Source organism: Erythrobacter sp. NE805 (assembly GCF_046452355.1).
GTDB lineage: Bacteria > Pseudomonadota > Alphaproteobacteria > Sphingomonadales > Sphingomonadaceae > Erythrobacter.
Genome location: NZ_JBKFDI010000001.1, coordinates 435,056 through 458,615 on the forward strand (window position 1 = coordinate 435,056; position 23,560 = coordinate 458,615).

General features: G+C 70.9%; 19 protein-coding genes. 10 read left to right on the plus strand and 9 right to left on the minus strand.

All coding sequences use genetic code 11. The annotated features are described in order from the left end of the window. Positions 1-10: 10 nt before the first annotated feature. From ACLBKU_RS01935 to ACLBKU_RS01945, 3 genes are read right to left on the minus strand one after another with little or no spacing between them, the layout of a single operon-like run. Positions 11-925 carry an aldo/keto reductase family oxidoreductase gene (locus tag ACLBKU_RS01935; protein ID WP_410177845.1) on the minus strand — a complete coding sequence of 305 codons (915 nt, stop codon included), beginning with the start codon at positions 923-925 and terminating at the stop codon, positions 11-13. Continuing rightward, entirely contained in the window at positions 922-1,935 is a 1,014-nt protein-coding gene (locus ACLBKU_RS01940) for a LacI family DNA-binding transcriptional regulator (RefSeq protein WP_410177846.1), read from the minus strand. The genes ACLBKU_RS01935 and ACLBKU_RS01940 overlap by 4 nt, the downstream gene beginning before the upstream one ends. Continuing rightward, positions 1,932-3,908, minus strand: coding sequence for an alpha-glucosidase (locus ACLBKU_RS01945; protein WP_410177847.1), 1,977 nt, complete (start codon positions 3,906-3,908; stop codon positions 1,932-1,934). Before ACLBKU_RS01945 ends, ACLBKU_RS01940 begins: the two co-directional genes overlap by 4 nt. Positions 3,909-4,073: 165 nt before the next feature. Here ACLBKU_RS01945 and ACLBKU_RS01950 point away from each other — a divergent pair, with 165 nt between their 5' ends. The 8 genes from ACLBKU_RS01950 to ACLBKU_RS01985 all read left to right on the plus strand — a co-directional run bounded on the left by ACLBKU_RS01950 (position 4,074) and on the right by ACLBKU_RS01985 (position 13,150). Next, positions 4,074-6,395, plus strand: coding sequence for a TonB-dependent receptor (locus ACLBKU_RS01950; RefSeq protein WP_410177848.1), 2,322 nt, complete (start codon positions 4,074-4,076; stop codon positions 6,393-6,395). Positions 6,396-6,504: 109 nt separating this feature from the next. Next, positions 6,505-7,767: an MFS transporter gene (locus tag ACLBKU_RS01955; RefSeq protein ID WP_410177849.1), complete on the plus strand. Its 1,263-nt coding sequence runs from the start codon at positions 6,505-6,507 to the stop codon at positions 7,765-7,767. A 99-nt stretch (positions 7,768-7,866) separates the two neighbouring features. Next, entirely contained in the window at positions 7,867-8,964 is a 1,098-nt protein-coding gene (locus ACLBKU_RS01960; protein ID WP_410177850.1) for a YeiH family protein, read from the plus strand. Then, entirely contained in the window at positions 8,949-10,448 is a 1,500-nt protein-coding gene (locus ACLBKU_RS01965; protein WP_410177851.1) for a glycerol-3-phosphate dehydrogenase, read from the plus strand. Before ACLBKU_RS01960 ends, ACLBKU_RS01965 begins: the two co-directional genes overlap by 16 nt. After that, positions 10,445-11,017, plus strand: coding sequence for an NADPH-dependent FMN reductase (locus tag ACLBKU_RS01970; protein ID WP_410177852.1), 573 nt, complete (start codon positions 10,445-10,447; stop codon positions 11,015-11,017). The genes ACLBKU_RS01965 and ACLBKU_RS01970 overlap by 4 nt, the downstream gene beginning before the upstream one ends. Continuing rightward, positions 11,014-11,625, plus strand: a complete 612-nt coding sequence (gene ribB, locus ACLBKU_RS01975; protein ID WP_410177853.1) for a 3,4-dihydroxy-2-butanone-4-phosphate synthase — start codon at positions 11,014-11,016, stop codon at positions 11,623-11,625. The genes ACLBKU_RS01970 and ribB overlap by 4 nt, the downstream gene beginning before the upstream one ends. Then, on the plus strand, positions 11,622-12,824 hold the full coding sequence (locus ACLBKU_RS01980; protein WP_410177854.1) for a molybdopterin-dependent oxidoreductase: 1,203 nt from the start codon (positions 11,622-11,624) through the stop codon (positions 12,822-12,824). Before ribB ends, ACLBKU_RS01980 begins: the two co-directional genes overlap by 4 nt. Then, a complete protein-coding gene (locus ACLBKU_RS01985) occupies positions 12,821-13,150 on the plus strand; it encodes a cytochrome c (protein WP_410177855.1) in 330 nt (109 codons plus the stop codon). The genes ACLBKU_RS01980 and ACLBKU_RS01985 overlap by 4 nt, the downstream gene beginning before the upstream one ends. A 78-nt stretch (positions 13,151-13,228) precedes the next feature. On the opposite strand, the gene ACLBKU_RS01990 is transcribed toward ACLBKU_RS01985, so the two are convergent. From ACLBKU_RS01990 to ACLBKU_RS02010, 5 genes are all read right to left on the minus strand, one after another. Then, complete coding sequence (locus ACLBKU_RS01990) at positions 13,229-13,930, minus strand: hypothetical protein (RefSeq protein WP_410177856.1); 702 nt, start codon at positions 13,928-13,930, stop codon at positions 13,229-13,231. Positions 13,931-14,009: 79 nt separating this feature from the next. Then, positions 14,010-17,162, minus strand: coding sequence for an autotransporter domain-containing protein (locus tag ACLBKU_RS01995; RefSeq protein ID WP_410177857.1), 3,153 nt, complete (start codon positions 17,160-17,162; stop codon positions 14,010-14,012). Between the two features lie 76 nt (positions 17,163-17,238). Then, complete coding sequence (locus ACLBKU_RS02000; RefSeq protein WP_410177858.1) at positions 17,239-19,689, minus strand: TonB-dependent receptor domain-containing protein; 2,451 nt, start codon at positions 19,687-19,689, stop codon at positions 17,239-17,241. Between the two features lie 4 nt (positions 19,690-19,693). Further along, positions 19,694-20,611, minus strand: a complete 918-nt coding sequence (locus tag ACLBKU_RS02005) for a FecR family protein (RefSeq protein ID WP_410177859.1) — start codon at positions 20,609-20,611, stop codon at positions 19,694-19,696. A 39-nt stretch (positions 20,612-20,650) separates the two neighbouring features. Then, positions 20,651-21,169 carry an RNA polymerase sigma factor gene (locus ACLBKU_RS02010; RefSeq protein WP_410177860.1) on the minus strand — a complete coding sequence of 173 codons (519 nt, stop codon included), beginning with the start codon at positions 21,167-21,169 and terminating at the stop codon, positions 20,651-20,653. A 208-nt stretch (positions 21,170-21,377) separates the two neighbouring features. Here ACLBKU_RS02010 and ACLBKU_RS02015 point away from each other — a divergent pair, with 208 nt between their 5' ends. Next, positions 21,378-22,082 carry a VIT1/CCC1 transporter family protein gene (locus tag ACLBKU_RS02015; protein WP_410177861.1) on the plus strand — a complete coding sequence of 235 codons (705 nt, stop codon included), beginning with the start codon at positions 21,378-21,380 and terminating at the stop codon, positions 22,080-22,082. 139 nt (positions 22,083-22,221) lie between these two features. Beyond that, positions 22,222-22,392: a hypothetical protein gene (locus tag ACLBKU_RS02020; RefSeq protein WP_410177862.1), complete on the plus strand. Its 171-nt coding sequence runs from the start codon at positions 22,222-22,224 to the stop codon at positions 22,390-22,392. A 36-nt stretch (positions 22,393-22,428) separates the two neighbouring features. On the opposite strand, the gene ACLBKU_RS02025 is transcribed toward ACLBKU_RS02020, so the two are convergent. Then, on the minus strand, positions 22,429-23,529 hold the full coding sequence (locus ACLBKU_RS02025; protein ID WP_410177863.1) for an aldose epimerase family protein: 1,101 nt from the start codon (positions 23,527-23,529) through the stop codon (positions 22,429-22,431). Positions 23,530-23,560: the final 31 nt, after the last annotated feature.

Consider the following 23,560-nt stretch of genomic DNA (forward strand, 5'->3'; position numbering starts at 1 on the left):
ATTTGTTCCCTCAGGGCAGCGGCACGCCCCGCGCCGCGACCAGCACCGCGTACCAGTCGGTGCGCGTCCACCTGACCTTGAGCGCAGCCGCCCCTTCCGCGATCCGCGCGGGCGTCTGCGAGCCGATGATCGGGATGATCCCGGCGGGGTGCGCCATCAGCCAGCTATAGGCCGCGACGGTGCGCGAGACGCCCTGCGCCCCGGCCACGGCATCGAGCGCCGCCGCCACCGCTGTGTCGCGCGCGCTCTCGGGCGCGGCGAGCCTGCCGCCGCCCAAGGGCGACCAGGCGAGCGGGGTGAGCCCCAGCATCATCGCCTGATCGAGCTCGCCGTTTTCGAAGCAGTCGATCCGCAAGGGGCTGATCTCGGGCTGGGTCGCGACCAGCTTGTGCCCGAGGAAGTGCTGGAGCGCGACGATCTGGTCCTTCGTGAAGTTCGACACGCCGAGCGTGCGCACCTTGCCCGAGGCCACCGCATCGTCGAGCACGCGGGCGACCTCCTGAGGGTGCGCCAGGATATCAGGGCGGTGGATCTGGTAGAGATCGACGCTCTCCACCCCGAGCCGCCGGAGCGAAGCCTCGAGCGCGCCGCGCAGGTAGTCGGCGCTCTGGTCGTAGGGGAGCGGCGGCATGATCCCGCCCTTGGTCGCCAGCACCATGCGGTCGCGCAAGGCAGGCTCGGCGGCGAGCACCTCGCCCAGCAGCGCCTCGGCATCGCCGAACCCGCCCTGCCCGTCGAAGCCGTAGATGTCGGCGGTGTCGAGGAAGTTGATCCCCGCGTCGAGCGCCGCGTGGACCAGCCGCGCCGCCTCGCTCGCCGTGCGGCCGTTCTCGGTCAGGCGCCACATTCCCCAGGCGATCGGGGAAACCTCGATATCGCTTCCGCCGAGGCGGCGGGTGGCGGGCGGCAGGGGCAGTTCGCTCATGGGGCTTTCCTCTGTGGGGGCGCGACCGAGGCGCGCTCGACAAGTTCATGGGGCAGGCGCTTGTGGGTGATGTCCCCGCCCGCGATCAGGATTTGCGTCGCCGTCCGCGCAAGGTCGGCCATCGGCTGGCGGATGGTGGTGAGCGGCGGCCAGACGGTGCGCGCCAGCGTGGTGTCGTCGAAGCCTGCGACCGAGAGCTCCTCGGGAACCCTGATCCCCCGGTCGTGCGCCACCGCGAGGACGCCCGCGGCCATGTCGTCGTTCGAGGCGAAGATCGCGCTCGGGCGGTTCGGCTGACCCAGCAGCGCGTGCGCGCCCCGCACCCCGCTGTCGAAGTCGAACTCGCCGTCGACGACAAGCCCGGGCTCGTAGGCGATCCCGACGCGGTCCAATGCGCGGCGGTAGCCGAACAGGCGGTCGTCGGAGGCCATGTGGTTGGCGTGGCCCTTGATGAAGCCGATCCTGCGGTGCCCGGCATTGATGAGGTGCGTGGTCATGTCGTCGGCGGCCTGCGCGTCGTCCATGAACACCGATGATGTGAGCGCGTGGTTGGTCCCCGGCGAGATGCGCACGAAGGGCACGTCCATCGTCTCGAGCGCGCGCAGGACGGGGTCGCAGTCGGTAACGGGAGAGGAGAGGATGATCCCGTCGACATGGGTCTCGCTGACGAGGCCGCGGACCTGCTCGCCCACCCGCGGGTCGGCGACGTCGACCGGCTGGGCGAGGAGGCGGATGCCGGCCTCGTGGCACACCTCCCAGCAGCCGGTCTGGATCTGGAACATGTAGTAGGGGCTGTGATTGTCGTAGATCAGCGCGACCTGACCCGACTTGGCGCCCGAGAGGATGCGCGCGGCCACCGAGGGGCGGTAGTCGAGCTCGGCCATCGCCTGTTCGACCTTCTGGCGGAGCGCGTCCGAGACATAGGGGTGGCCGTTGAGCACGCGGCTGACGGTCTTGACCGCCACGCCCGCGCGGGCCGCGACGTCGCGGATGTTGGCGCGGGCGCTCATGCCGCGAGGCTCTCGAAGAGGGGCGCGAAGGCGCTGTCCTCGCGGTAGAACACCGGCGGCTCGCCGAGGGGCGCGGCGACCTCGTGCCAGCCGGGGGCGTGCGGCGCCCCGCTCCACAGGTGCCGCCACTCGCCCGCAGGCAGATAGACCTTGCGCATCGTCGCCCCCTCCCCGATCACCGGTGCCACCAAGAGGTCCGCGCCATAGAGGAACTGGTCCTGGATGGTGAAGGTTTCCCGGTCCTCGGGATGGTGGAGGAACAGCGCGGCTTGCGCGGGGAGGCCCGTGTCCTGCGCCTCGGCGACGAGGTGCCGGACATAGGGCGCGAGCGCCGCGTGGAGGCGGCTCCAGCGCACGAAGCCTGCGATCAGCGCGGGGGTGGAGTCGATCTGGAGATTGTCGTCCGGCCGGTTGCCCTCGTGGGTGCGCATCACCGGGGAAAAGGCGCCGAGCTCGTACCAGCGGAGGATCAGCTCCTCGGTCCGGACATTGCCGAAGAGGCTCGTGTAGCCGCCGACGTCCGAATGGCTGAAGGCATTGCCGACGAGGCCGGAAGAGAGCGCGGCGGTCACCACCGTCCCGATCCCGTCGTGGCGCGAGAAGTCGACCGACTGGTCGCCGGCCCACAGCAAGGGGCAATGCGCCTGCACCCCGGTGTGCCCGGCGCGCATGAACCAAAGCACCTCGCCCGTCTTCCCCCGCGAGGCGACCGCGCGCGCGTTGACCTCGGCCCAGCGCACCGGCCAGCGGTTGTGCTCCTGCATCGGGTCGCCGTCGTGGAGACGCAGGTCGGTCGGGAGATACTCGCCGAAATCCGCCATCCACCCGTCGAGCCCGAAATCGAGCATCCGCTTGCCGATCACTTCTTCCGCGAACCACGCCGCGGCTTGCGGGTTGGTGAAATCGACCACCCCCGCCTCGAATTCGCCGAAATCGACGAGGTAGGGGGCGTTGCTGTCCAAGCGGCGCGCGAAGAAGCCCTGCGTCGCGGCCTCGAAGAACAGCGGGCCGTCGACCGCGAGATAGGGGTTCACGTAGCCGAGGAAGCGGATGCCGCGCGCCTTGAGGGCGGCGATGCGGGCGGGCAAGTCGGGGTAGCGCGCGGGGTTCCACTGCCAGTCCCAGAACAGCCGCCGCCCGAAGCTCGTCTCGCGGATGCCGACCCAGTCCTCGCACCACAGGCCCGCGACGGCGGCGCCCGCGTCGATGAGCGTCTCGAGCCGCGCGAAGGACGCCTCGCCCTGCTTGAGGCCGACGATTGCGCCGCCGGTGGCCCACTCGGGCAGGGCATGGCGCGGCCCGAAGCGCGCGCCCAGCTGGCGGGTGAGGTCGGCGGGCGCGCCCTCGAAGAGGTCGATCGCCACCGCGCCCGACCAGACGTGGACCCTGAGCCGCCCGGCCTCGGAGGCGTCCACTTCGGCATATTCGGTGTTCGCAAGGCTGATCGCCCAGCCGCCCGAGCACAGCACCGTGGGTTCGGGATAGTTGGTCGTCCAGTAGTCCCCGCCCGCGAAGCTCCCGTCGGCGCTTGCCATGTCGGTGAGCGGCGTGCCGGGCTCGCGGCCGACGCCCGGCTCGCTCGTCCACAGCGGGAAGCGGCGGCCATTGAGCACGAGGTGGCTCATCTGCTCGCCCCCGCCCCACAGCACGTCGTCGGCGGCGAGGTCGAAATCGAGCGTCATGCGGTCATGCGGCGGGTCGGCACGCAAGGTGAGGCACTGGCCATCGAGCGTCACCCGCACCCGCGCGTCGGCGCCGGCGAGGACCACCGCCCCGCCCTCGGCCACTTCTGCGCGGGATAGTGGCGCAGCGGCCACAGGTTGGTCGGCGAGGCGGAAATTGCCGCGCACCATCGTCACTTGCGGCGCGCCGCAAGCGACGGAAATCGCAGGGCTCTCCGGGCGATGGCGCAGGATCGAGCGGCCCGCGAGCCGCAGGTCGATGCCTTCCCCTTGTCGCTCCAGCAACGCCATGAAAGTCCCGCGATCCTCTCCCGGACGGCGCCTCGCCCGCCTCTGACACCGCTTGACAGAATGCGCCGGAAAGCGCAACCCGACGCACCGAAGATCGACCGCACGGGCGAGGGTCTTCACCTATCCGCCCGCAGACCGCCGATCACGCCAGGGGAGAGTACACCAATGCCGGCCACCACCCGTCTTGCGCTCAGGACGCTTGCCATCACCGCCAGTTCGCTGGCCCTCGCCCACACCGCGCCGGCGCTGGCGCAGGTCGAGGAAATCGTCGTAACCGCCCAGAAGGTCGAGGAAAACGCGCAGGACGTGCCGATCGCGGTGACGGCCGTCTCGGGCGACCGGCTCGACCAGGCGCTGGTCCGCAGCCTCGAGAACATCGCCACCGTCGTCCCCTCGGTGAACTTCCGCAAGGGCACCACCAGCGCCAACAACGCGGTCATCATGCGCGGCGTCGGCACCATCACCTTCGCGATCGGCGCCGAGCCGTCTGTGTCCACCGTTGTCGACGGCGTGGTGCTGAGCCGCTCGGGCCAGGCCTTCGCCGACCTCCTCGACCTCGAGCGCATCGAGGTGCTGCGCGGGCCGCAGGGCACGCTGTTCGGCAAGAACGCGAGCGCGGGCCTCATCAACATCGTTTCCAAGGGCGGCACCGACACGCTTCAGGTCGACGCGCTCGCCGAGGCCTTCGAGGGGAGCGAATACCGCGCCCGCGTCGCCGTCTCCGGCCCGCTCGCCGAGAACCTCACCGCCCGCGTGACCGGCTTCTACGGCACCTTCGACGGCAACATCACCAACATCAACGGCGGCAAGCGCAACAAGGTCAACGGCTACGAGCACTACGGCGCGCGCGGCATCCTCGACTACGACAACGGCAGCAGCACCGTCCGCCTGATCGCCGATTACTTCAAGGCCGACGACGATTGCTGCGCCGACGTGACCGGCGTGAGCCGCGGCGCGGTGCTTGATGCCGAGCTCGGCCTGCCGGGCGGCGTCGCGCAGGGCATCAACCAGCGCTTCGTCAACCACAACACCGTGACCTCCACCAATGACCGTCAGTGGAGCCTCACCGCCAACGGCGACTTCGCGCTCGGGGAGAGCCACATGCTGAGCGTGATCGCGGGCTACCGCAACTGGCGCAACGAGGAACTGCGCGAGGCCGACTTCCTGCCGCGCGCGCTGGTCGGCTTCGGCCAACAGATCGACAACGGGGTGGTGCGTACCGAGCAGATCAGCCTCGAGACGCGGATCGCTTCGGACCAGTCGAAGCCGTTCTTTTACCAGTTCGGCGCCTTCGCCTGGCAATCCAAGAACAAGCAGGACTTCATCCGGCGAGCCGTCACCTGCGCCTCCTCGACCCTGCCCGTCGACCCGCGCACCGGCGGGCGTCCGTGCAACCTCACCGACACCGTCAACACGCTGTTTCCCTTCGCGATCGGCGACAGCGACGTGACGATGAACAATTACGCGGTGTTCGGCCAGGCGACCTACAAGCTGACCGAGCAGCTCGCGCTGATCGGGGGCCTGCGCTACACCTGGGACGAGGTGTCCTTCACCCACACCCGCGCGCCGGGCGCGAACGCCACCAACGGCGCGCCGGCGTCGACCGGGACGATCCTTGCCGTCGGCGCGGGCGGCCTCATCGCCAACGGCGGCAACGGCACCAACACCTCGCGCGGCACGACCGATCACAGCGAGCTGTCGGGCCGCGCGGTGATCCAGTACACGCCGGTCGAGGACGTGATGGTCTACGGCTCCTATACCCGCGGCTACAAGGGCCCGGCGTTCAACGTGTTCTTCAACCACGTCGCGCCCGACAACGCCGTGCCGCTCGATCCGGAAATCTCGGACAGCTTCGAGATCGGCCTGAAGTCGCAGTTCCTCGACCGCCGGGCGCAGCTGAACATCGCCCTGTTCACCGTCGAGTATGACGGGTACCAGGCCAACAACTTCTTCCTGGTCGGCGACCAGCTGATCTCGAACTTGACCAATGCCGGCACGATCAAGAGCGAGGGCTTCGAGGCCGATCTCGTCGTCAACCCGGCCCCCGGCTTCAACCTGCGCGCCAGCGCCGCCTATGCCGATGCCCGGGTCAAGCGCTTCAACCCCAACCCGCGGACCGGTGCGCCCGACGCGCGCAACGGCACCGTGCTGCCCTTCGCGCCCGAGTTCGTCTACACTTTCGGGGCGGACTACACGCGCGACCTCGGCGACTGGTCGGTGCTCTACCTCAACACCGACTATCGCCACACCAGCCAGCAGTTCTCCGATCTCGGCCAGGCCGCCGCGACCCGGATCGCGCCCTACGGCATGTGGAACGCCGCGATCGGCCTCTCGGACCCCGAGGACAAGTACCGCGTGACCTTCCATGTCCGCAACATCGCCGACGAGAGCTACGTGGTCTCGAGCGTCCAGAACAAGCTGCGCATGCAGATCCCGCGCGATGCGGACCGCTATGTCGGCGTAACCTTCCGCGTGCGCACCAATTGAGACTGCGCCGTCCGAGATGATCGGGAGGGGCCGCCGGAGCGATCCGGCGGCCCCCTTTGTATCTGGGCCCCACTTGCCCTTCCCGCCCGCGCCGCTTTAGGAACCCGTGATGGCCGCCCACCCCTCCCCGCTGCTCTCCAACCGCCTGCGCTGGTCGCTGTTCACGGTGCTGTGCATCGCCGGGGTGTTCAACGCGATGGACCGCCCGATCATCGCCATCCTCAAGCCCGACATGATGAAGGATTTCGGCTGGACCGACAGCGACTTCGGCGACCTTGCCGCAGTCACGCAGTTCTCGGCCGCCTTCGCTTTCCTCGTCACCGGCTGGCTGGTCGACCGGCTGGGGGTCAACCGTTCGATGCAGGTCGGCGCCTCGGCGTGGAGCCTCGCGGCGATGGCCCACGGCTGGGCTTACACGACCTGGCAGGTGGTGCTCGCCCGCGTCGGGCTGGGGGTGACCGAGGCGGTGCAGACCCCGCTGACGATCAAGACCGTCGCGACCCTCTTCCCCGCCGACACGCGCAGCTTCGCCTTCGGCTTCGCGACGCTGCTGGCGGGCGCGGGGACGATCGCGATGCCTTTCGTGATCCCCGGGCTCGCCGATGCGGTCGGCTGGCGCGGGGCGCTGGTCGTGGGGGGGATCGGCGGGCTCCTCTCGCTCCTCGCCTGGATGTGGCTCGCGCGCGGGATCGCCGGGCTCAATGCGCGCACCCTTGCCGAGCGGGCGAGCGAGGCGGGCGTCCCCGACGCCTACGGCCCGATCCTGCTCGCCCGCGCGACCTGGGCGATCGTCGTCGCCAAGGCGCTCTCGGACATGACCTGGTGGTTCATCAACTTCTGGCTCGCCGACTACTACCGCCGCGCCTTCGGGCTCTCGACGCTCGAACTCGCGGTGCCGCTCGCGATCGCCTTCGCCGGGTCGGGGCTCGGGGCCTTCGGGGCGGGGTGGATTTCGACTCGCCTGCTCGAGCGGGGCTATAGCCCCAACGCGGTGCGCAAGGGCGTGATGCTCGCCGCCGCGCTGATCGTCGCACCGCTGCCGCTGGTCCTGCAGATCGATGCCTTCTGGCCGGTCGCGGTGATGATCGGGGTGGCCATGGCTGGGCACCAGGCTTTCTCGCTGTCGATCTTCTCGACCATCACCGATGTCGTGCCGCAGGCCAAGGTCGGGCGGGTGACCGCCTTCGGCGCCTTCATGGGCAACATGGGCGGGGTGGCGATCAGCCTCGTCACCGGGCGGGTGCTCGATGCGGGCTACGGTTTCGTGCCGCTGTTCGTCTTCGCCGCCTCCTCCTACCTCGCCGCGCTGCTGTGGTTCCAGCTGCTCCTCCCGGTGATCCGCCGCCCCGGCGAGCCCGCCGCGTTCGAGTGAAGTCTGGCGCATTTGACTGAGGCCCGGCGCGGTTGCATTGAGGGGCGCCCCGCGATAGGGGTGTGACACCGTGAGACAGAAGGGCAGAGTGGTCAGGGCATGAACCGTGGGTCCCGCCCCGATTATGAGGCTTACGCGGGCGACCTGTTCGGCGAGATGATCCTCGCCGACACCGCTTCCGCCGCGCCCGCACCGCCCGGTGCGCGGCCGCTCTCGCGCTTCGTGCCGGGGATGTCGATCGCCGCCATCGCCGGTGCGGCTGCCGCATGGCTCAGCCAGAACTACGGGGTGCCGGTGATCCTCGCCGGGCTGCTGATCGGCCTCGCCGTGAATTTCGCCGCCGCCGACCCGCGCACCCATGACGGGCTCGACGCGGTCTCGCGCCACGGCCTCAGGGCGGGGATCGTGCTGCTCGGCTTCCAGGTCACCGCGATGCAGGTCGCCGCGATGGGCCTCGTCCCCTTCGCGGGCCTTGCGCTGGTGATGAGCGCCGCGCTTCTCGCCGCCCTCCTCGCCGCGCGCGCGATCGGGCAGAGCCCCGCGATCGGCCTCCTCGGCGGGGGCGCGACCGCGATCTGCGGGGCCTCGGCGGCGCTCGCGCTCTACGGGGTGATCGGGCGCGAGCGGGTCGACCAGGCGCGCTTCACCCTGACGCTGGTGATCCTCGCCGCCGCGAGCGCCATCGCGCTCATCGCCTATCCGCCGCTCACAAGGATGCTCGGCTTCGACGATGCGCAGGCGGGGTTCCTCGTCGGCGCCTCGATCCATGACGTCGCGCAGGCGATCGGCGCAGGCTTCGCCGTCTCGGACGCGGCGGGCGCGCAGGCGACGGTGGTGAAGCTCACCCGCGTCGCCCTGCTCGCCCCGCTGGTCACCCTCGCCGCGCTGTGGATCGCCCGCGTCGAGCCGCTCCCCGCAAGTGTGGGCCGCGCGCGGGTGCCGGTGCTGCCGGGCTTCATCCTCGCCTTCCTTGGGCTCGTGGCGCTGAACTCGCTCCTGCCCCTGCCCCCCGCGCTGGCGGGCCATGCGCTGACCCTGTCGAAGACCCTGCTGCTGCTCGCCGTCACCGCGACCGCGATGCGCACCCGCACCGATCTCCTCCTCGGCCTCGGCTGGCGCGCGGTGATGCCGGTGCTCGCCGCGACCATCGCCTCGCTGGCGGTGGCGCTCGCCTATGCCGAATGGGTGATCCGGTGAGCGCGATATACGACCTCGCGGTGATCGGCGGCGGCGTCAACGGCGCAGGCATCGCCCGCGACGCGGCAGGGCGCGGGGCGAAGGTGCTGCTGCTCGAGCGCGGGGACCTGGCGGAAGGCACTTCCTCCAACTCCACCAAGCTGATCCACGGCGGGCTGCGCTACCTCGAGCACTACGAGTTTGCCCTCGTGCGCGAGGCCCTGTCCGAGCGCGAGGTGCTGTGGGGGATCGCCCCGCACATCATCTGGCCGCTGCGCTTCATCCTGCCCCACCGCCCCGGCCTGCGCCCGCGCTGGCTGCTGCGGCTCGGCCTGTTCCTCTACGACCACATCGGCGGGAGGAAACGCCTGCCCGCGGCCGAAAGCGTCGATCTGACGCGCCACCCTGCGGGCGCGCCGCTCAAGAGCGAATATACCCGCGCCTTCGCCTATTCCGACGGCTGGGTCGACGATGCGCGTCTCGTCGTCCTCAACGCCCGCGACGCCGCCGACCGGGGCGCGGAAGTGCGCACCCGCTGCGAGGTCACCGCCCTAACCCGCGAGGGCGCGTTGTGGCACATCGACGCCGGTTCCCAGACCTTCCGCGCCCGCGCCGTCGTCAACGCCGCTGGCCCCCGCGTGCTCGACCTCCTCGGCCGCGCCGGCGAGCCCACGACGCAGAAGATGCGCCTCGTGCGCGGCTCGCACATCGTCGTCCGCAAGCTGTTCGAGCACGACTACGCCTATTTCTTCCAGCTCCCCGACGGGCGGATCTTCTTCGCCATCCCCTACGAGAGCGACTTCACCCTGATCGGGACCACCGACGTCGACCACCACGAGGGCCTCGACGCCGTGCGCGCCAGCCCCGAGGAGATCGCCTACCTGTGCGAGGGCGCCTCGGAGTATTTCCGCACCCCCGTCACCCCCGCCGACGTGGTCTGGACCTATTCGGGCGTGCGCCCGCTGGTCGACGACGGCTCGGGCAAGCCCGAGGCGGCGACCCGCGGCTACCGCTTCGAGCTCGACGGCGGGGCAGACGGGACCGCGCCGCTGCTCTCGGTGTTCGGCGGGAAGATCACCACCTACCGCCACCTCGCCGCCGAGGCGGTCGACAAGCTCAAGCCCTTCCTCCCTGCCCTGACCGGCGGCGACTGGACCGGCACCGCCCCGCTCCCCGGCGGCGACTTCGCCCGCGACGGGGCGGGGGCGCAAATCCGCGCACTGGCGGCGCGCTACCCCTTCCTTACCGAGGGCGAGGCGCGGCGGCTGATCCAGCTCTACGGCACCCGCGCTTTCGCCTTTCTCGGCGAGGCCCGGACGGCTGAGGACCTCGGCCCGACCTTCGGCCACGGCCTCACCGCCGCCGAAGTCGACTACCTCGTCGCTGAGGAATGGGCGCGGACAGCTGAGGACGTGCTATGGCGCCGGACCAAGCTGGGCCTGCGCTTCTCGCCCGGACAGACCGCGGAGCTGGCCGCCTATCTCGCTGAAAGGACATCGCAATGACCCGCATCGTGGCCCTCGGCGGCACGGTCAATCCCGGCTCCTCGACCGAGCAGGCGCTCCGCCTCGCCGCCGGCATCGCCGCCGGAGAGGGCGCCGAAGTGACGGTGTTCGGCGGCGACTACCTCGCCGCGCTCTCGCACTACCGGGGGCCCGGCTACACGACGCAGATGGGCGGCGAGATGGTCGAGGCGGTGCGCGCCGCCGACGGCCTGCTGGTGGCGGCCCCCGGCTACCACGGCACGATCTCGGGCGTGGTGAAGAACGCGCTCGACTATCTCGAGGACCTCGCCAAGGACGAGCGGCCCTATCTCGACGGGCGCGCGGTCGGCCTCATCGCCACGGCCTTCGGCGACCAGGCCTCGATGTCGACGCTCCTCACCATGCGCGCGATCACCCATGCCCTGCGCGGCTGGCCGACCCCGATGGGAGCGACGATCCGCACCTATCAGGGGATGTTCTCGCCCGACGGCGAATGCCTCGACGAACGCGCGCGCGGCCAGCTCGAACTGGTCGGCAAGCAGGTGGTGCTCGGCGCGCGGAGCTTCGCCGCCGGGAGGGAGCGCGCGTGACGCTCGGCCTCGACGCGGCGCTCGCGGCGATCGCCGCCGGGCGGATCGTCGTCGTCGCCGGCGACCGGCTGCGCGGCGGGGACATCGACCTGATGATCGCCGCGAAGCACGTCACCCCAGAGGCGATCAACTTCATGGCGACCCACGGACGGGGCCTTATCTGCCTGTCGGTGACACCGGAGCGGGCCGCGCGGCTCGGGCTCTCCCTCGTCAACCCCGGCACCGCGCGCCAGACCGGGCGGCCCTTCGCCCGCTCGATCGAGGCCGCGCATGGCGTTTCCACCGGCATCTCCGCCGCCGACCGGGCGCACACCGTGCAGGTCGCGATCGCCGAGGGGGCGAGCTCCTCCGACATCCACTCCCCCGGGCACGTCTTCCCGCTGATCGCGAAGGCCGGCGGAGTGCGCGAGCGGCCCTCGGCCTGCGAGGCCTCGATCGACCTCGCCCGCCTGGCCGGCGCAGGCGATGCCGCGGTGATCTGCTCGATCATGCGCGACGACGGCGAGATGGCACGGCTTGACGATATCGCCGATCTTGTGGAGACTTACGACCTAGCTGTAGCCGACATCGGAGCGCTAATCGAACGCCTCGAGGGAGCGAAAGCGTGAACAGCAGAATGACCCGCCGCGCGCTGATTGCCGGAGTCGGCACGGCTGCGCTGGCGGGGCCGGTGCTGGGGCAGGTGAGCGGCATGATCGATCTCGGCCTGCCCGGCGGGCCGAGCCTGCGGCCCCTCGATCCCCCCTTCCCCGGCAAAGGCGCGATGATCGTCCAGCGCATTCGCCCGCCCCTGCTCGAGGCGCCGATGGAGGCGTTCCGCAAGGGCACCATCACCCCCAATGCCCGGATGTTCGTGCGCTGGAACTGGCCCTTCCCGACCGACATCAGCGCCGCGAAGCACCGCGTCGCGATCGGCGGGGCGGTGAAGGCGCCGGTGTCGCTGACCCTCGATGAGGTCGCAGCGGCCGGCGAACCCGTTGATATCGTTGCTGTCAACCAGTGCGCGGGGAATGGGCGCGGGCTCTCCGAGCCGCGCGTCACCGGCACCCAGTGGGGCAACGGCGCGATGGGCTGCGCGAAGTGGACGGGGGTGCGGCTGCGCGATGTGCTCGCGAAGGCGGGGGTCGCCGAGGGGGCGAAGCGGGTGCGCTTCGCCGGGCTCGACGTGCCGCTCACCGAGGGCGCGCCGCAATTCATCAAGTCGATTCCGCTGGATATCGCGATGCGCGACGACGTGCTGGTCGCCTGGGCGATGAACGACGAGCCGCTGCCGATCCTACACGGCTTTCCCTTGCGGATCGTGGTGCCGGGGTGGTTCTCGACCTATTGGGTGAAGATGCTGAGCACCATCGAGGTGCTCGGCGGCGAGGACGAAAGCCATTACGTCGCAGAGACTTACCGCTGGCCGACCGTGCCGGTGAAGCCCGGCGACAAGGATTTCCCGACCGTCCCCATCACCACTATGCCGCCGCGCTCCTTCATCACCAGCCATGACGATGGCGCGACGGTGGCGCGTGCCAGGCCGCTGAAGCTCGAGGGCTTTGCCTTCGGGGGCGACACCGGGCTCGCCAAGGTCGAACTGGTGGGTGAGGGCTGGTCGGTCCCCTGCGAACTCGGGCCGGACGAGCACGGCCCCTACGCCTTCCGCCGCTGGTCGGTAACCCTGCCGGACGGGTCGGGCAACCTGACCGGGATCGGAGCGAAAGCGACCAATCTCAACGGCTTGACCCAGCCCGACGCGCTGGTCTGGAACCCCTCGGGCTATGCCCGGGGCGTGATCGAGCGCATCACCCTGAGGGCGGAATGAGAGGCCTCCTGCTCCTCTCCGCGCTGCTGCTGGCGGGTTGCGATGCCGCGCCGCAAGTCCAGTTCCAGGACGCCAGCGTCACCCTGCCCGACGATCCGAACGCGCTGCCCGACCTCCCCGGGCGCGACGCGGTGCTCGCCAACTGCACCGCCTGCCACTCGCCCTCGACCTTCCTCCAGCAGCCCAAGATCCCGCGCGAGAAGTGGGAGGCCTCGGTCGCCAAGATGGTCAAGCTCTACAAGGCCCCGGTCGATCCGGCGGCGGTTCCCGGAATCGTCGACTACATGGTCGCGATGCAGGACGTTCCACGTGAAACATCGCGCTGATCGGGGGTCTGGAGGGGGTATAGCCGGGGTCTAACAGGGGTCTAGACGCGGGCTGGAGCGAGCTAAGCCCCCGCTTCGTCACCCCAGCATCGAATCCGCCGGGTCGCGCAGCAGCGCCAGCGCGAGCGCGGCGATCGTCACCGTGCGCGACAGGCTCTCGTTGGCGGGGTCGGCGAGGATCAGCCGCGCCTTGCCATTGAGCTCCACCGCCGCGACCTCGCGGCCGTTCTGTTCGAAGACATAGCCGATCGGGCTCGCCATCTCGAAGGGCGAGCCCTTCAGCCTGTGCACCGAGCGCATCTGCACCACCTCGCCGCCGAGCGCGATCTCGCCGCGGCGCTGGCGGCGGTTCAGAGCGTCGGCGACGCCGGTCCGCGCCTCCTGCAATTCGAAGCGGGCGGGGAAGGCGCGGCCCTCGGCGGTGAAGGCGCACCTGTAGGCCATGCGCTCGGGGGTGAAGGACACGTCGTCGTCCAGCGCAATCTCGCGCTCGCGCAGCCGGCAATCGGCCTCGATCGTCTCGGAGATCCCCGGCCCCTCGATGATGAACCCGGCCCCCGCGCGTCTGGTGACGAAGGTCTCCGCCACCGCCAGCCGCTCCTCCGAGCGGCGGAAGCTCCCCTGCCAAGGGCCGACATAGAAGCGTCCGGCATTGCCGCCGCCGATCCCCTCGACAGCGAGCACCTCGCCCCCTGCGGCAAGGCCGGGGGAGAGGCGCATCTGGGCGGGCGCGCAGGCCGCGGCGAGCAGCGCGGCGGCGAGGGTAAGAACTGTCTTCATGTCGTCAGGTCCGTCGATGAGAGCTTGGGGTGCCGGCGCGCAGCGGGGGGGCTTGCAAGCCGCCGGCACCCCGCGAGCATCACCAGCCGAAGCGAAGCGATGCGCGCAAGGAGTAGCCGATCTGGCCGAACTGCTCCTCGAGCCCGACCTCCCCGGCGATCTTGTATGAGCCGTCCCCGCCGAGCGCGCGGGCGCGGGCGAACCACCCGCTGTCGCGTCCCTCGGGATCGAGCGTGAACCACGCGCCGTTGTTGTAGCGCGCGCGGGTCGCGCCGAGGTCGTCGGTGAGGAGCTCGCGCCAGCCGCCCTCGGCCTCGAGCCGCAGCCAGCCGCGGTCCTGCGCCTGCATCCCCCACAGGTCCGCGCCGACCGTGAGGCCGCCGTTGACCGCGACCTCCTTGCTCGAACGCTTGTCGACGGTGAGGTTCAGCGCATTGCCGCCGCCGGTCTCGGTGTAGCCGTCTTCCTTCAAACGCAGGTAATCGACCACCACCGAGGGGCGGAAGAAGAAGAACTGCGAGCCGCCCTCGATCGCAACGCCGCCGGTGGCGGTAACGAAATCGCCGCTCCACTCGCGGGCGATGGTGTAGCTGAAGGCGTTGCTGCCGGTGCCGCCGCCGATCACGCGGCTGCCCGAGAAGTCGGACTTGCCCGCGCCGACACGTGCGAAGCCGAGCACCGGACCGAACTTGCCACGCCAGTGAACCCCCGCCTCGTAGCTGTCGGAGAGCACCGAATTGTCGCCGAGGCCCGCCTTGTGCTTGTTCCAGAGCCACGAGCCGGTGACCCCGAACGCGCCGATGCCGGTCATGTATTCGGCGCCCGCGCGAAGGCCGAGGCCGCCCAAGTCGAAGTCGGCGCTGGAGCCGCGCTCCTTGTCGACGTTCCAGTTGCCGAAATCGGCGATGATGCGCAGCTTGCCTTCCTCGTCGAAGGGCGAGTTCGGGTCCATGAAGCTGCGCGCGAGGGTCCTGAGGCCCTGGCTCACGCCCTCGAAGCTGCCGCCGGCGTGGTCGGGCAAGGTCTGGGCGACATAGGCCTGGAAGACGTCCTTGTCGGCGATGTTGAGGAACAGGTCGGCGACCTTGGCGTCCTTGGACAGCGCCGCGAAGAGCGGGTCGAAGGCGCGCCCTTCCGAGGTGTTGAGGCCGAGCTCGCTCGTCGCCTTGCGGGTCACCGCGACATTGACGGCGTTGCCCGCCACCGCGACCGTCGCCTTGTAGAGGAAGGGCACCAGCGCGGAGTCCGCGGCGAGGTTCGCCCCGCCGGTCAGGCTCCCGGCGTTGATGACGGTGAAGGTGCCGACCGCGGTGTTGATGTCGGCGACGCGGATGCGCAGCTTGGTGCCGGTGCCGAAGGTGGCGTTGCCGGTGACGGTGATCGCGGTGTTGGTCCCCGCCGCGCCCCCGACGGTCGCGCCGATCACGCCGTTCGCGCCGGTCTCGAGGCTGGCGATGGTGGTCGGGCCGGACAGCTGGAGCGTGCCGCTGCCGACATTGACCGCGACGTTCTGGGCATTGGTCAGCCGCCCGTTGAAGAGCGCGGTGCCCGCAAGCGTCAGGAAGCCCGCGCTGCCGCCGAAATCGGCATTGCCGTTCATCACCGCATCGCCGCTCATGACGAGGCGGTTGGTTCCGCTTCCGAAGCTGACATTGCCGGTGAGCGTCCCGTCGAGCAGTTCGAGCCGGTCATTGCCGCTGCCGAAGACGACCGCGCCGGTGATGGTCGGCGCGGTGACCCCGCTCGCGACGACGGTCTGGCGGATGATGCTGTCGCCGGTGCGCGCCGAGAGGTCGATCGCGACGTTGCGCGTCGAGGTCGCCTCCGCGCCGCTCGCGGTGATCGCGCCCGAGTTCTCGATCAGCGAGAGCGTCCCCGAGCGGTCGAGGATCGCGTAGGCGCTGCCGTCCTTGATGGTGGTGGCGGTGATCGTCCTGGAATTGCGCAGGGTCGGCAGCGTCGCGTTCTCGCCGACCAGCAGCGCGGTCGCCTGGCCGGTGCCGGTGGTGCCGCTGACGGTCGCGGCGAGGGTGCCCGCGTTGCGCAGTTCGGGGAGGCGCGTGCCCGCCGCGAGGTTGAGGCCGGTCGCATTGGCCCCGCGCGCGGCGCCGCGGATCTCGCCGTTGACCTGCATCCCGTTCGCGATCACGACCTCGCCGCCGCGCCCGCCGATGCGCATGCCCGTCCCCTCGACGCCCTGGTAGACGCCGTCGCCGAGGACCTGCCCGGCCATGATGATGCCGAAGTTGGTCGCGGTGCCCTGGGTCGCGCCGATCGCGATATTGTTCGCGCCGCCGATCTGGACCGCGGGGGCCGAGCCATAGGCGATGATCTTGGTGGTGCCTTCCTTGGCGTCCTCGATCCCGTCCTTGTCCTCGTCATTGTCGCTGGCGACGGCGTCGGTGGGCGGGATCTCGAAGACGATGCCCTGCGCGACATTGCCCTCGATTGTCAGCGCGCTGCCGCCCTGGAGGAGGTCGTCGGCGTCGAGCTTGGAGGTGTCCGAAGGCGCCGGCACGGTGCGGTAGCCGGTGGTGGTGATGGTGCTCTGCACCTGGAGCCTGCCGCCGATATTGCCGCCGAGCACCGCCCCGCGCGAGCCCTGCCCCTGCGTGGTGATCTCACCCGCGAGGCGGACATTGCCCGAGACGTTGCCGAGTTGGACCCCGACGCCCTGGTTGCCGATCACGGTGGTCTTGCCCTCGTTCACGACGTTGCCGGTGATCGGCCCGAGCGCGCGCACGCCGGCCGAGTTGTTGCCCTCGACGAGGATCGTGCCGGTCTGGCTGAGGTTGCCGGTCAGCGCGCCCTCGAGCAGGATCGCGGTGCGGCCCGTCCCGGTTGCGAAGGGCCCGTCGAGGTCGCCGTCATTGTCGCTGTCGGTCGCGGTGTAGGTCTCGTCGATGGTGATCGTGCCCGAATTGGTGATGTTCGCGGTGCGGCCCGCGGTGACCCGGATGCCGGTCGCGTTGTCGGCATTGCTGATCTTGATCGCGCCCTGGTTGGTCACGGCATTGTTGCTGTCGACCGTGACCGCGGTGCCGCTTGTCACGGTCACCGACCCGGCGCTCTCGATCCGCACGTCGGCGGGCTGGCCGTTGTTGACGGTCGAGGTGACCACCGGCGTGGTGCGCGCGGTGTTGATGACGCTCTGCGCGGCGGCCGGCTGGGCGAGCGCGGCGACGGCGGTCCCGGCGAGCAGGGTGCAGGTGATCGGGGTGATGCGGGGCATTCGGTTTCCTCCTGTGTGTTTTCACAGGAGAAGACGGAGCCGTTGGCCCGGCACCTTGGCCGCGCGCGCGAAAAAATCAGAAGCGCGTGTCGAAGCCGATGCGTACGGTGCGCGGCTGGAGCGGGGTGATCTGCGCGCGGCCCGTCGCGAAGGGGGTGCCGAGCGCGAAGCGGTTGCCGACCACGTCGGCGAGGTTGGTGACCGACAGCGTCAGCCCCGCATTGTCGCGGCCCCAGCGGACAATCGCGCCGCTGTCGAGATAGTCGCCCTGAAGGTCGCCAAGCTCCGGCCCGATCCCGAGCCTGGACTTGCCGACATAGCTCGCCCAGCCCTCGGCCTCGATCCGCGTGCCGTCGGCGAAGTCGCGGCTCCAGCGCAGCCCGGCGCGTCCGCTGAACCGGGCGATGTTGGGGATGCGCGAGAGGCGGGTGAGCGGGACGATCACCGGCTCGTCGACGTTGCTGTCGTTGAGGGTCGCGCCGAATTCGAGCCTGAGCGGACCCGCGATCCGCGCGCTGCCGTTGACGCTCGCCGCCCAGATCCGGCCATTGCCGATATTGGCGGTCGAGGGCAGCCCGCCGTCGTCGATGAAGTCCGCCTGGATGTCGCGCCAGCGGGTGTAGGAGAGGCTCGCCCCGATGTCGAAGGCGCCGCGCCCCGGCAGGCCCCAGCCGGTGCCGAGCTCGACGGTGCGCGCGTGGTCGGAACGGAACTGGCGCACGAAATCGCCCGCGACCGCGAGCCCGCCGGGGCGGAAGCCCTCCTGGTAGCGGAGATAGGCGCGGGCGTTGCTGCCGATGTCGAGCAGCGCCGAGGCGGCGGGCAGGATCGCGGTCTCGCGCCGCTCGGCAGTGATCGCCGCACCCGCGAGCGCGCGCTGCACCGAGACGTCCTCGCCCGCCCCGCCGAGCTCGACCCTCGTCACCCGCAAGCCCGCCGAGAGGGTCAGCGCCGGGAGCACCCGGTAGCTCGCCTCGCCGTAGCCGGTGATCTCGAAGACGGTGTTGCGCACGCCGGTCGCGGCGGGGATCGCGGCGAAGCTCGGCGTGGCGGGGCTCGAGACCGTGCCGCCCGCCCCGAGATCGGCCGAGGGCGCGGGGACCACCCCCTCGCCGAGCGCGCGGGTCAGGGTGTTGCGGTTGTCGATGATGCTCGTCCCCAGCACCCAGCCGAAGCGCCCCGCTCCCGCCGGCTGCCACAGCCGCGTCTCGTTGGCGATCATCCGCATCTCGTTGCGCTGGCGGAACAGCCGCGGCGCGCCGCCGGGCATGGTCGCGTCATAGCGCTCGGCGAGGTCCTGCGCGCCGAAGCCGGTCGAGGACTTGAGGCGCACCTCGCCCAGCCGCCCGCTCACCACCAGCTGCGCCTGCCCGTATTGCGCGCGGCTCCCCTCGGGCACCTGCGCCGAGCTGCCGAGCCGCCCGCGCACGCCCGAGCGGTCGGCATACTGGCTGTCGCGCGCCTCGGTGTCCTGGCCGAGCAGGATCACGTCGGCGGTCCAGTCGGGCGCGAGGTCGAGCCGCAGCGCCGCGCGCCCGGAGAAGATGTTGGTGCGGTTGACGTCGCGGCGGCCGATGACGGGCTTGTCGATATAGCCGCCAAGCGTTGCCGCATCGAGGTTGAGGCGCAGCGTCGCGGTCTCGCCCGAGAGCGGCAGGTTGACGGTTGCGTGGGCATCGCCGCCCGGCTCGCCCTTGGCGATTGCGCTCGCCCCGCCCGAGACGATCAGCAGTGTCTCGCCCGGTTCCGGCGCGCGCGGCACCAGCCGGATGATCCCGCCCAGCGATCCCGCGCCGTAGAGCGTGCCCTGCGGGCCTTCGAGGATCTCGACCCGCTCCATGTCGGAGAGGCGCAGGTCCGGGTCGGGGGCGTTGTAGGAGAGGCGCAGGTCCCCGAAATACTGGCCGACGGTCGCCTGGGTCGGCCCGGTGAAGCTCGAATCCGCGATGCCGCGGATGAACAGCTTGTTGCGCCCGCTGCCGAGATAGGTCGAGGAGACGGTCGCGGCGCGCTGGGTGATGCGCTCGGTCCCGCCGACCCCGCCCGCTTCCAGTCGCGCGCCGTCGAGCAGGGTGACCTGCCCCGCGACCTGCTGGAACAACAGGTCGCGCTTCGAGGCGGTGACGGTGATCGGCGTTCCCTCGGCCTCGGTGACGGGCGCGCTCGGCGGGCGCGCGGCGACGGGCACCGGGCGGGCGGGCCGGGCGCGGGCGAGCAGCGAGGGCCGCTTCGGCGGCGCGGCGACCAGCCGCCACGCGCCGGGGCCGACGCGCACCGCCTGCATGCCGCTTGCCTTGGCGAGTTTCCGCACCGCCTCCTCGGCGTCCATCCGACCCTTGAGGCCGGGGACGCGCGTGCGCCCCAGCGCCGGGTCGGCGATGACGATGCTGGCATCGGTCGCCCGCGCGATGCCGATCGCCACCTCCGCCGCCGTGCCCGGCGGGATCGCCAGCACCGCCTCGCGCGCGGCGAGCGGCGCGGGGGCGGCGATGACGGCGAGCGCGGCAAGAGGGGCGAGCGGCTTCATGGCGTCACTCGGCTTCGAGCACCCAGTCCTCGTCGGCGCTGCGCACCCGCACCCCGAGCAGCGCCTCGAGGGCGCGCGGGTCCTCGCGCACCTGACCTATCGCGATGCTGCCGGAGAGGCGCGTCGCGGTGTCGGTGCTCGAGAACCGGCGGCCGGTGGCGCGGGACAGTTCGGCGGCGATCTCGGCGAGGCTCGCGCTCTCGAAGCTGATCCGCCCGCGGCTCCATTCGCCGACCGCGTTGGGGTCGACGCTCGCAAGGGTGTAGCGCCCGCCGCTCCCGCGAACGGCGCGCCCGCCGGCGGTGACCTTGAGGTTCTGCCCGCTGGGGTTCACGATCACCGCCCCTTCGGCGACGGCGAGGTCGAGCGTCGCACCCGCCAGCCTGACGTCGAACACCGTGCCCGCATCGACCAGCCGGTCATCGCCCGCGGTCAGCACGAAGGGATTGGCGGCGTCGTGCTCGATGGTGAAGAGCGCCTGCCCCCGCTCGAGCCGCGCCATGCGTGTCCCCTCGAGCGCGATGCGGCTGCCGCCCGCGAGCTCGACCGTGCTGCCGTCGCCAAGCGCGATGAGGCGCGTCTCGCCCGGCGCGGTCTCGTAGGTCGAGCCGCCCGGCGAGAGCCACAGCACCGAGGTCAGCGCCAGCACCAGCGCGGCGGCGATCGCCCCGCCGAGCCAGCCGCGGCGGGTGAGCCAGCCCGGAGGGTTGTCGTTGGCGGCGGGGGCATATTCGGGTGCCGGGAGCAGCTCGAGCGCCGCATCGGCCTCCTCGAGCGCGAACTGGACCTCGTCATAGGCTTGCGCGTGTGCCGGGTCGGCCTCGAGCCAGGCGGTGAAGCCCTCCCAGTCGTCGAAATCGGGATCGCGCGCGCGCATCGCCCAGTGGGCGGCGACATCGCGGATCGGCTGGTCAGGGTTCATCGAAAGGGGCCTCCTGATCCATAGACGGAGACGATCGCCTCATGCCTCATCGATGTCCCTCCGAATTGCCGCGATCCGCGCATAGGCGCGCCTCAAATCGCTCTCCACCGTGCTGAGGCTGACCCCGAATTCCTCGGCGAGCGCGCGCTGCGAGATGCCGTCGATGCGGTGGCGGCGGAAGAGCGCGGCAGGGCGCTCGCCCACCTCCGCGAGCGCCTCGGCGACGAGTGCGACCTGCTGGCGCGCGGCGATGCTCCGGTCGGGTCCGGGGGCGGGGGCGATGTTGTCGGCCAGCCCCGGCTGCGCCTCGGCCCAGGCCTTCTCGCGTGAGCGCGCCTGCCGGTCGGAGCGGTAGCGGTCGATCATCAGCCGGTCGGCGGCGCGCATCATGTAGCCTTGTCCCGCGGCAGCCGCCGGATCGGGCGCGGCGGAGAGGCGCAGCCACAGCTCCTGGAGCAGGTCCTCCGCCTGCTCTCCCGCGCCGCGTGCGCGCAGGAAGCGCAGCAAGCGCTCGCGATGGGCGAGGAAGGCCGTTTCGAGGGGGGCGGTCGGGGCCATCGGGTTCAGGGTCGGGTCAGCTTCTCGGCGGCGGCGCTTGTCAGCATGGCGCCTGAACGCAGGCGGAACGCGCGCGGAATGCGGCGAATCGTCGCCGCGCTCGGTGGCAGCGCGCGCGCGGGGATGCAAGCCGGGCTCGACGAACTTCCGCGCCGCCCGGACCAAGCGGGGCTTGCGCGGCGGGCCTGATCGGGCGCAAGGCTGGGACATGAGCGAACCGAGCGCGCACCCCGACGATCCGCACTATGTCCACCGCACCGGCTGGCTGCGCGCCGCGGTGTTGGGCGCGAACGACGGGATCATCTCCGTCGCCTCGCTGATCATCGGCGTCGCCGCGGCCACGCCCGAGCCCGGCGCGGTGCTCGTCGCCGGGGCGGCGGCGCTGATGGCGGGCGCGATGTCGATGGCGGCGGGGGAGTATATCTCGGTCTCCTCGCAGGCCGACAGCGAGCGCGCCGACATCGCCCGCGAGGCCGATGCGCTCGCCGCCACCCCAGCCGACGAGGAGGCCGAACTCGCCGCGATCTACCGCGCGCGCGGCCTCTCCGAGACGACCGCGGCGGCGGTCGCGCGCGAGCTGACGGCGCACGATGCCTTGGAGGCGCACGTGCGCGACGAGCTGGGGCTGTCGGAACACCTCGCCGCCAAGCCCCTTCAGGCCGCGCTCGCCTCGGGCGCGACCTTCAGCGCGGCGGCGGCGGTGCCGCTGCTTGCCGCATGGCTCGCGCCGGCCGGGGCGATCATCGCGGTGGTGGTTGCGGTGTCGGTGCTGAGTCTCGCGATCCTCGGCGCGCTCGGCGCCCGCGCGGGGGCGGCGCCGCTGGTCCCGGCAATCTTGCGGGTCGTCGGCTGGGGCGTCTTCGCGATGGCGACGACCGCCGCAGTGGGCCACCTGTTCGGGGTCAGCGTGTGACCTGTATCGCCGATGAATCGAGGCGCACCGTCGCCGAAATCAAATGAGGCAATAGCAGGATAGCGCAAGAGGCGTGCCAAGGCGGCAATGTCGGGGTCCAGACGAGGAGGGGTCTCAGCCCCACGAAAAGGAACCCGACATGGCCATCTGGCAATTCTTCAAATCCAAGGCCCGCGTCCGCTCGAAGCCCGAACAGGCGCCCGACATCCAGGTCGACTACAGCTACACCCAGTGGCGGCACGCGCAGATGAGCCAGCTGGTGAGCAACTATCACGCCGCCTGCGACTCGACCGAGCGCTCGCCGGCCTGACGTGCCTACCGGGAGCGCGCGAGCGGGCGCGCTCCCTTAGCCTTCCGCGCCGAAGCGGAAGATGATCGCGTGACGATAGGCCTCGCCGGGAGCGAGGCGGATCGAGCCGAATTCCGGACGATTGGGCGTATCCGGGAACATCTGCGGCTCCAGCGCGACGCCGTCCCCCATCCGGTAGCACTGCCCCGCCTTGCCGACGCTGCTGCCATCGAGGAAGTTTCCCGAATAGAACTGCACCCCCGGCTCGGTCGAGAGCACGTCGAGGCTGCGCCCCGAGCCCGGATCGACGAGCCGCGCGACGAGCCGCGGCGCGGCGCTGCGCTCGCGGGCCACCACCCAGTTGTGGTCATATCCCGTGCCGATGCGGATCTGCGGGTGCGAGGCGTCGCGGACCCGCGCGCCGATCGCCGTCGGCGTGCGGAAGTCGAAAGGCGTGCCTTCGACCAGGGCGAACTCGCCGGTCGGGATCGCGGTTTCGTCGGTCGGCAGGAAGTGCTCGGCGGGGATGGTCAGCACATGGTTCATCGCCCCGCCCGGAGCGCCCTCGCCCGCGAGGTTCCAGTAGGCGTGGTTGGTCATGTTGACGAGCGTCGGGCGGTCGCTCGCCGCCGCGTAGTCGATCGCCAGCTCGCCGTTCTCGCGCAGCGCGTAGGTCGCGGTGACGCGCAGCTCGCCCGGAAAGCCTTCATCGCCGTCGGGGCTGACATGGGCGAGCACGACCCGCGGCTCGGGCTCGGCGGCGACCTCGAGGATCGTCCACAGCGCCTTGTCGAAGCCGCCCGGGCCGCCGTGGAGCGCGTTGAGGCCGTTGTTGCAGGGCACCTGATAGTTCTGTCCGTCTAGGATGAAGCGCCCCCCGGCGATGCGGTTCGCGACCCGGCCGACGCTGGAGCCGAAATATTGCGGCTGGGCGAGGTATTCCTGCAAAGTGGCATGGCCGAGCGTCACGTCCGCGAGCACCCCATCGCGCCCCGGCACGATCACCGACTGGAGCGTCGCCCCGTAGGCGAGGATCGTCGCGCTGATTCCCCGCGAACTGACCAAGGTCACCGCCTCGACCGCGCGCCCGTCGGGCAGGTGGCCGAAGAGGCTGCGATGCGCGCCGGGCGCCGGATTGCGGAGGGTGGTATCTTTCATCGCAGGGTCATTTATATGATAATACGCATCG